Consider the following 9,680-nt stretch of genomic DNA (forward strand, 5'->3'; position numbering starts at 1 on the left):
TATTGGAAGAATCTAAATGAAGATATCCTTTACGTTCGAATGGAACGACCAACCGAAATGCGATCTATGCCTTAGATATGCCATCAAATACTTCTCGGTTAGTTTTCTTCGACCGCTATTTGCAGATTAAAAGAGAGGACTAGGAAATTGATTATTTGAAAATAATGCATTAGAGGGTATCCAATGTAATAGTACCGGCCTAACCTTAGAATATAATACCATTATGAGTGCAAGAACATTAACAAGTATTCTTTTAGAAGCAGCAAAGAATAAAAGAAAAGGAATAACCTTCATTGAAATGGGAGGGCAAGATGTTTTTCTTGCGTATAAGAATTTAATGGAGGATGCACTTAAGGTTCTAGGCAGTCTTCAGAAACGAGGGCTTGGTGTTGGGGATGAATTGGTATTTCAAATTGAGGATAATCAGGATTTCCTTACTGTATTTTGGGCCTGTATATTAGGTGGAATCATCCCTGTCCCTTTAACTGTAGGTGTTAAAAAAGAGCATTTGGAAAAGATAATAAACGTCTGGAACGTATTGTGTTCTCCTTATTTAATTGCCACTGCAGATAGGATAGACAAATTGGAGACAATCTCTAAAGTCGATGTAGCTTTAACAAAAAATATCAAAGATCATTTTATTGATGTTTCAGAGGTTCTGAATTCCAAAATTAAATCCGAAGGAGCAATATATAGAGCCAAACCGGATGATATCGGATTTATTCAATTCTCCTCGGGTTCAACAGGTACTCCAAAAGGAGTTGTATTGACACACCGCAACTTATTGACAAATATGGATGCTATAGCTGCAGCTGCCGACTATAGTTCACGAGATACAATGTTGAGTTGGATGCCGCTAACGCATGATATGGGAATGATCGGTTTTCATCTGAACCCCCTACTGATGAAGATGAATCAATATTTGATACCTACCAGCTTTTTTGTAAGACGTCCTGCAATATGGTTTGATAAAGCTAGTGAGTATGGAACTAGTATTTTGTGTTCTCCAAATTTTGGATACAAATATATTCTTAAGCATTGCCCAAATATAACAGACTTCAATTGGGACCTTTCCGAGGTAAGACTTATTTATAATGGTGCGGAACCCATATCTGAAAGGTTATGCTACGAATTTTTGGACCATATGGAAAGCGTGGGATTGAGAAGTAATGCGATGTGCCCCGTATATGGCTTGGCTGAAGCGAGTTTGGCGGTCTCCATTTCTGGTTTGGAAGATGATATTATATCATATAAAACCAGTAGAGCTTTCTTAAACTTTGGAGACAAAGTAGTGCCTCCGAAAGAAAAGGAAGATGCCGTGTCTTTTTTGAATGTGGGCAAAGTGATTCATGATTGCTATTTGAGAATTGGGGATGAAAATCATACAAAAATGGAGGATGGAACGGTTGGAAATATTCTTATTAAAGGAACTAACGTTACCAAAGGGTATTACAATAATCCGGAAGCAACACAAGAAGTCCTTCGAAATGGATGGTTGAAAACTGGAGATTTAGGCTTTATAGTAGATGATAACTTATATATTGTAGGAAGGAGCAAAGACGTAATTTTTGTCAATGGACAAAATTACTATCCACATGATATTGAACAGATAGCAGAAGAAGTTGAGGGAGTGGAACTCAATAAAATTGCCCTAGCAGGTTTCTTCGATTTGGATCATCAAAAGGAGATAGTTATCGCCTTCATATTTCATCGAGGAAATCTGGAAAAATTTGTCCCGGTGGCTGAAGCGACTAGAACGCTTATTAATATGAGATTTGGTTTTGAAATAGATCATATCGTTCCAGTGAAGGATATTCCTCGAACCACTAGTGGAAAACTTCAAAGGTTTAAATTGCTGAAGAATTATAGAGAAGGCAAATACCATAACGAGTTGTTGCGTTTAAATGCAATGCTCAGGCAAATAGAAATTCCTAAAAAAAATCTAGAAACTCCAAGAAACCAAATAGAGATTCTGGTGCAGGAAAGTTGGAAAAGTGTGCTTGACCATCAGCTTTTTGGAGTAACGGATAAATTCTTTGAAGTTGGCGGAAATTCATTGAAAGTGGCGGAGTTACAAATGAAATTCCTTAAGGAATTCAATGTTGAGCTCTCCTTGGAAACACTTTATAAAATGCAGACCATTAGGGAGCAGGCCATGGTGATTGAAAATTCACAAGTTTCAGATTATCAACCTATACCAGAAACATTGGCTTCAAAGTATTATCCACTTTCTTCTCGGCAAAAAAGGCTGTACTATTTTTGGGAATTAAACCCAAAAGCTACAGCTTATAATATGCCGGTGGCATTTGAAATATTGGGAAATCTTAAAGAAGAAGGTCTTTCACGGAGTTTAAATGAATTGGTGAAAAGACACGATTCTTTAAGGACATCTTTTGAAATGTTGGATGAACCTTATGCTTGTGTAAGTCAAGCGCCCAATATAGAATTGATGGTATCAGAAGTAGCTTTTGAACATTTGGAAAGGGCATTACAAGGGTTCGTTAAGCCCTTTGACTTGAGGCAACAACCGTTATTTCGGATGCACATATTAAGAACGCAGGAAAAAAGACAATTTCTTTTCCTTGATTTTCATCATATCATCTCTGATGGGATGTCCATATATAATTTTGTTAAGGAACTTTTAGACGGATATGATAAAAAACATGTCACAAAACCATTAGTCCAATATAAAGATTTTGTGCACTGGGAAAGGGAACGTTTGTCCAAACAAAAATTGCAAGATCAAAAGCAGTACTGGTTTCAGGAATTCCAAGATGAGCTGCCTGTTTTAGAGATGCCCAATGATTTTGCTAGACCGGCTATATTTGATACTAAGGGAAATAAGATAACCTTTGAACTTCCAAAAAAGTCAACTCAAAAATTAAAAAATATAGCTTTGGGTTATGACTGTACACTGCATACACTATTGTTGTCCTTATACTATGTGCTTCTTTCAAAGTATACCGGAAGCCATGATATTATAATTGGTCTTCCAGTGTCGGGTAGAAGACATCCTGATTTGGATAAGATTCAGGGAATGTTTGTCAATAATCTGCCTATCAGGCTTACTTTGGAAACTAATGTATCTTTTTCTGAAATTGTTGCATATGTACACCATAAAGTTTTAAAGAGTTTACAACATCAAGACTACCCTTTTGATACGCTGGTGGACGAATTGGACAAAGAACGCGACATAAGTAGAAATCCCATTTTTGATACAATGTTTATGTTTCATGATGCTTCTTTTTCTGATTTTGTCGGCGATTCTATTAGTTTGTCCAGATATACTTTTGACCCAGAATCTTCTAAGTTTGATATTTCTATGGAAATATTTGATCATTCAAAGGGAATCACTTATGGCATTGAATATGCCAAACAACTTTTTGATAAACCTACCATTCTTCAATTTGGAGTACATTTTAAGAGATTAGCGCTCCAACTTATTGAAAATCCGGAAATTTCCTTGAAAGACTTTGATGTTTTATCAGAAGATATACGTCAACAGCGAGTTGTTGATTTTAATGCTACGGAGAAGAAGTATCCCTTGGATAAAACGATTCATGGACTTTTTGAAATCGAAGCTAAAAAATCGGCCTCATGCCTAGCAGTAATACATGATGGAGAATCTTTAACATTTAAAGAACTGAATGAAAAAGCAGACCAGCTTGCTAATTTTCTGAAGAAGGCGTATGTGACCAAAGGAGATCCGGTGGGAATTATCTTAGAAAAATCCCCTAAGTTAATTATAGGGATCCTTGCCATATTAAAAGCTGGCGGACACTTTGTACCCATTGCCATTGACTTACCGAATGAAAGAATACAATACATTTTAAAGAACAGTGGGTGTAAAGGCATATTGACATCATTGAAAGAATGGGATCGTGTGGAAACCCTATGCGATGTAGCTAAAGATAATAGACCATGGATGATAAACCTGGATCAGGATTTCCCTGAGTATGTCGAAAAATCAGAAAATGTTCATGTTTCCGTTAATGATTTGGCTTACGTTATCTATACTTCAGGAACAACAGGGAACCCCAAAGGTGTCATGATAGCCCATAAATCCTTGGTCAACTATACTTCTTGGGCTTCGGAGGTCTATGTAAAAAGAGAAAAGCATTTGTTTCCGTTGTACTCTTCTATTTCTTTTGACCTTACCATTACCTCTATTTTCACACCACTGATAACAGGAAATACTATTGTAATTTATAACGATACGGAAGAAAAACCTTCAATAACAAGGGTTATAGAGGAAAATAAGGTTTCAATAATTAAATTGACTCCTTCCCATTTAAGACTAATTTTAGCGATGAAACTATGGGAGACTACCTTTCCAACTTTTTTACAAGGACTGATCATAGGAGGCGAGAAGTTGGAACAAAGTTTGGTTTCAGAGGTATATAAGGTGTTAGGGGAAAAGGTGGTTTTATATAATGAATATGGACCTACCGAGGCTACTGTAGGATGTATGTTCTACCAGTGCCATAAGGATGATCAATGTATTGCAGTGCCCATTGGAAAGCCTATAGCAAATACTCAAATTTATGTTTTGGATACTTTTATGAACCCCGTTATGGATGGTGTGTTAGGTGAACTTTACATATCTGGAGCGGGAGTTGGGGTTGGATATCTAAAGGAAAAGGAATTAACTGATCGAAAGTTTGTGAACAACCCTTTTATACCAGGTCAAAAAATGTATAAAACAGGAGATATTGCTAAATATATTGATAAGCAATCGATCGAGTTTGTAGGAAGGATAGACCAACAGGTCAAGATAAATGGACATCGTATAGAACTGCTAGAGATAGAAAACCAGTTATTATCCCTTACGGATGTAGAAGAAGCTGTAGTTTCAATATATGAAAATGGAGGGCGTAAGATGATCTGTGCGTACTGTGTATTGGGAGGCACAGCTAAGAATGCTCTCAATTCTTCAATTTTACGATCCCAAATGGTTGAGAAGCTTCCCTATTATATGATTCCAGCTTACTACCATGAATTGAAGGAAATTCCCTTGACTTCTAACGGAAAGGTAGATTATAAGGTATTGCCCATACCTGCATTAAATGCTATTGACGATGAAGATACTCTTCCTAAAAATAAGATAGAAGAATTAGTATTGCAGGTTTGGAAAGATATATTCGAAGATGAGAAACTTACCGTTAGAACAAATTTTTTTGAAATTGGAGGAGACTCTATCAAAGCGGTACAAATCTCATCTAGATTAAATGGATTAGGTGTTAACGTAAAGGCGAAGGATATTTTGCTCCTCCATACCATAGAACAGATAAGCAATTACGCGAATCTAGGGGATAATAGGAAAAATGAATGGCTAGAGGCAAAAGGGGAACTCGCATTAAACCCTATTCAATCATGGTTCTTTAGACAGCAATTCGTCAACCCCAATTATTACAACCAATCAGTTTTGTTACAGATACATGGTGAAATTGATATTAAAATCTTAAGCAAGAGCTTTGAACATTTGATCAAGGAACACGATGGATTAAGAATTAATTACAACAAAGAATCGGGTAAGCTATTCTATAATGAAAACCATTCAGATTTTAATTTTTTCCTTGAAGAGCATACCTTGTCAGAAGGAGATTATAGAACTTTAATGACGAGTTGTAATCACTTGAGGAAAAAAATTGACATCGAAAAAACTTTATTGCTCAAAGCGGGGGTGTTTTTGCTAAATACGAAAGTCGAATTTCTTTTTATATCGATACACCATTTGATCATTGATGGTATTTCATGGAGAATACTGTTGGAAGACCTACATCATATATACAATGCACTCAAAGAAGGAAAAACCATAACGTTGCCCCAAAAAACTGCTTCCCTATTGGATTGGAATAAAGGGCTAATGGAATTTTCCAAAAAATGGAATATCGTGAATCAAGAGGAATATTGGAGTAAAATAGCAAAAGAGAGGTTTTCTATACCCTTGAATAGGCAAACAAAGAATTGGAGCACTGAAAATTCTGCAAAAATAAAACGGTCATGGAGTGAAGAAAAAACACTTTTTTTAAGAAAGGATGCCCATAAGGCCTATACGACCAATATTCCTATCTTACTCCATGTAGCGCTGTTGAAGATGCTTAAAAAATGGACCAACGAAGAACGATTTCTTATTGAAATAGAAAATCACGGGAGGCATTTAGAGGACATAAATGTAGGGAGAACGGTAGGTTGGTTCACCAGTTTATATCCTGTATTGTTCACACTAAAGGAGGAAAGTGTAGGGGAACAGATTAAAATTGTGAAGGAACGCATTAAAAGTGTTCCGCATCATGGATTGGGATATGGGATACATCAGCTATTGCATGACAAAAACCAGATAAATCGTGCTGCTATACGATTTAATTTCCTAGGGGAGTTTGGTAAAGAACTGAATAATGAACTCTTTTCTTTTTCCCAATTGGAAACGGGAATGGAATCTGATGATCGGAATCATATGACTGCCGAGTTGGAATTTAACGGAATGATTCTGGATGGGCAACTTCAAATGGAAATAATATACAATACTAAGGCTCATGACCATGAAACTATAGATTGGATAATGACTACTTTTTTTGATAATTTGGAAATTGTATTGAACCATTTAAGAACACGAAAAGATATTTCTTATACGCCTTCTGATTTTGAAGGGGCAGAAATAGACCAAGAAGAACTGGATACGCTGTTTAATTGATATTATAAATATTTCCAAATGAGACAAGTAGGTACGGTTTGCTTTCCAGGTGTAAAGAATGAATTTGCCCTTGATTCCTAACTGTTCATAATCGGACAAAATAGTCCGTATTCGAACAATTATTAAAAAAATAATATTATAACCAATTGATAATCAGATATTTTTTATGGCATTGTCTTTGTCTTAATCTGATTTTAATTTTAAACTTATAGTTATGTTACGCCATAATCTACTTATTATTTATAGAAACTTTAAACGGTATAAAAGTTCTTTTTTCATTAATTTAATAGGGTTATCCACAGGTTTGGCATGTAGCTTATTTATTATTTTATGGGTCACGGATGAATTAAAAGTAGACAAGTTCCACAACAATGATGAACAACTGTATCAAGTTATGGAAAAGAGGGATATAGGTGGTGAAATCGTTGTAAGCCATAGAACCTCCGGACCTAGTGCGGAAACTATTGTGGAAGAATTACCAGAAATAGAAATAGCATCTCCGGTAATGCATTATTCTTGGTTTCCAAAATTTGCACTTACCACAAATGGAAAGGATAAAATAAAGGCCACAGGTCAATTTGTAGGAGAAGACTATTTTAAGATATTTTCCTATGACCTTATCGAGGGAAATGTGAACACGGCGATTAAGGATAGAAATTCGGTAGCTATTTCGCAAAGTTTGGCAAAGAAATTATTTGGTTCTGATACGAATGTCGTGGGAAAGGCCATAGAAGTTTTAAATGATTTTGATGGGACTTATACCGTGACGGGGGTTTTTAAAGATGTTCCAGCAAACTCCTCCGAACAATTTGATTTTGTCTTTTCTTTTGAAAAATTCAAAGAAATTGTTCCATCCGTACTGCAATGGGGAAATAATGGGACAAGAGCCTATGTACTTCTAAATAAGAATGCAGATGTGGATAAGGTCAATAAAAAAATAGAGGGTTTTATAGACAGCAAAATCGAGAATACCAATAGGACGATTTTTTTAAAACAATATTCAAGGAATTATCTCTATGGATCGTATGAAGATGGGATACAAAAAGGAGGGCGAATAGAATATGTAAGGTTATTTTCAATTATTGCACTTTTTATTCTTTTAATGGCCTGCATTAATTTCATGAACTTATCTACGGCTAAAGCACTGCGAAGAGTAAAGGAGGTAGGGATAAAGAAAGCCATAGGGGCCTATCGCAGTAATCTAATATTACAGTATTTAGGGGAATCCATGGTAATAACTGTAATTTCATTGATTTTTGCCTTATTGATCGTGCTTTTACTTCTTCCTCAATTTAACATAATTACGGGAAAAGCATTATCCATCAGTATAGATACGACATTCCTTATCATGCTGCTTGGGATTACAGGTGTTACGGGTTTGATCGCGGGGAGTTATCCGGCATTTTATTTGTCAGGATTTAATCCTGAGATTGTTTTAAAGGGGAAAATCAATAAATCTGTAGGTGAAGCTTGGGTAAGGAAAATTTTGGTTGTGGTCCAATTTGCACTTTCGGTCATTCTTATTGTAGCTGTCATTGTCGTATATCTTCAGATTGATTTGGTCCAGACAGCGGATATGGGCTATGATAGGGATAATGTGCTGTATTTTGAAAAAGAAGGCATGTCTCGTGAACAACCAGAAAGTTATCTGGCAGAATTGCAAAATATACCGGAAGTGATTTCAGCCTCGAGTATGAGCAATAGCATTGTTGGAAGTCATAATCAAACGGGAGGTTTGGATTGGGAAGGTCGGAATCCGGATGAAGTTATTGTTTTTGAAATTGTTGATGTGGATTATGGCTTAATAGAGTTGTTGGAAATGGAAGTATTGGAAGGTAGGGCGTTTTCCAAAAATTTTGGGTCAGATGATACGAAGATAATATTTAATGAGGCTGCCATAGCACAAATGCGGATTTCCGAACCCATTGGAAAATCTGTAAATCTCTGGGGGGAAGAACGTCAAATTATCGGTGTAGTCAAAGATTTTCACTTTGAGTCCCTTTACAATGAGGTAAAGCCACTTTTTCTAAAAATTAACCCTGGAAGTGCTAGTACTATTATGGTAAGAACTAAAAAAGGCGACGAAAAAAAAGCGATACAAAATATTCAAGATTTAAATAGACGTATTAACCCAGGATATGTCGTAGACTATGAATTTTTAGATAAGGCCTATCAGGCACAATATAAGGCCGAAGAGCGAGTCTCAATATTGTCCAGATATTTTGCCATATTGGCCATCGTGATATCTTGTTTGGGTCTCTTTGGACTAGCCGCATTTACCGCGGAGAGGAGAATAAAGGAAATAGGTATTCGCAAAGTGCTGGGAGCAAATAATACGGGAATCATATATCTGTTATCTACAGATTTTACGAAAATGGTCCTTATCTCCATCGCTATTGGATTACCCCTTAGTTATTTTTTAATGAGATCATGGCTTTTGGATTTTGCCTACAGGATAGGTTTGGATTGGTGGATATTTGTTATAGCCGCTATTTTAGCCTTGATCATTGCATGGATAACGGTATCTATTCAAGCATACAGAGCCTCGGTAAAAGATCCTGTGGACTGCTTGGCGGCAGATGATTAGTTAAGGATGGGGCATAGCCTCTTTAAATTTCAAAGATTGAACCGTTCACTATGTATAAAAGTACGGTGTTATATGGGGTTTTTCTCATACAGTGATCGTATTAAAACTTAACAAGATTCTTGTTAATGCCATAGGCATACCTGTTTTCCATCTTTTCATGGTTTGAATTCAATATACAATTGTACAAGGGATAAGCGAGTTGTTTCTTGAATACAATGCATGCTATAATATTTTGTCTTATCCCAAATGATAGCAACCTATGTCATGCTTATAGGTCTACACTTTGGACTTGTTTAATCTAATGTCCATTAAACCCGCACATAAAAGTGTCGTTTAGCCTAGAACACTGAACGGTACTTCCCAACTAATGCCTTTAGAGGGTATTAAACTAATTTGAGA

2 protein-coding genes are annotated in these 9,680 nt (G+C 36.1%); both read left to right on the top strand.

Features of this window, described 5'->3' with window-relative positions; translation table 11 throughout:
- Positions 1-223 precede the first annotated feature (223 nt).
- Positions 224-6,694, top strand: a complete 6,471-nt coding sequence (locus ACEXOE_RS23475; protein ID WP_394751319.1) for an amino acid adenylation domain-containing protein — start codon at positions 224-226, stop codon at positions 6,692-6,694.
- 214 nt (positions 6,695-6,908) lie between these two features.
- A complete protein-coding gene (locus ACEXOE_RS23480) occupies positions 6,909-9,281 on the top strand; it encodes an ABC transporter permease (RefSeq protein WP_394751320.1) in 2,373 nt (790 codons plus the stop codon).
- Positions 9,282-9,680: the final 399 nt, after the last annotated feature.

The sequence above is a fragment of the Spongiimicrobium salis genome, from assembly GCF_043678055.1.
GTDB classification, from domain to species: Bacteria; Bacteroidota; Bacteroidia; order Flavobacteriales; family Flavobacteriaceae; genus Spongiimicrobium; species Spongiimicrobium salis.

Coding starts and splice junctions, on each gene's coding strand:
- ACEXOE_RS23480 (WP_394751320.1), top strand. CDS start 6,909: ATGTTACGCCATAATCTACTTATTATTTATAGAAACTTTAAACGGTAT.
- ACEXOE_RS23475 (WP_394751319.1), top strand. CDS start 224: ATGAGTGCAAGAACATTAACAAGTATTCTTTTAGAAGCAGCAAAGAAT.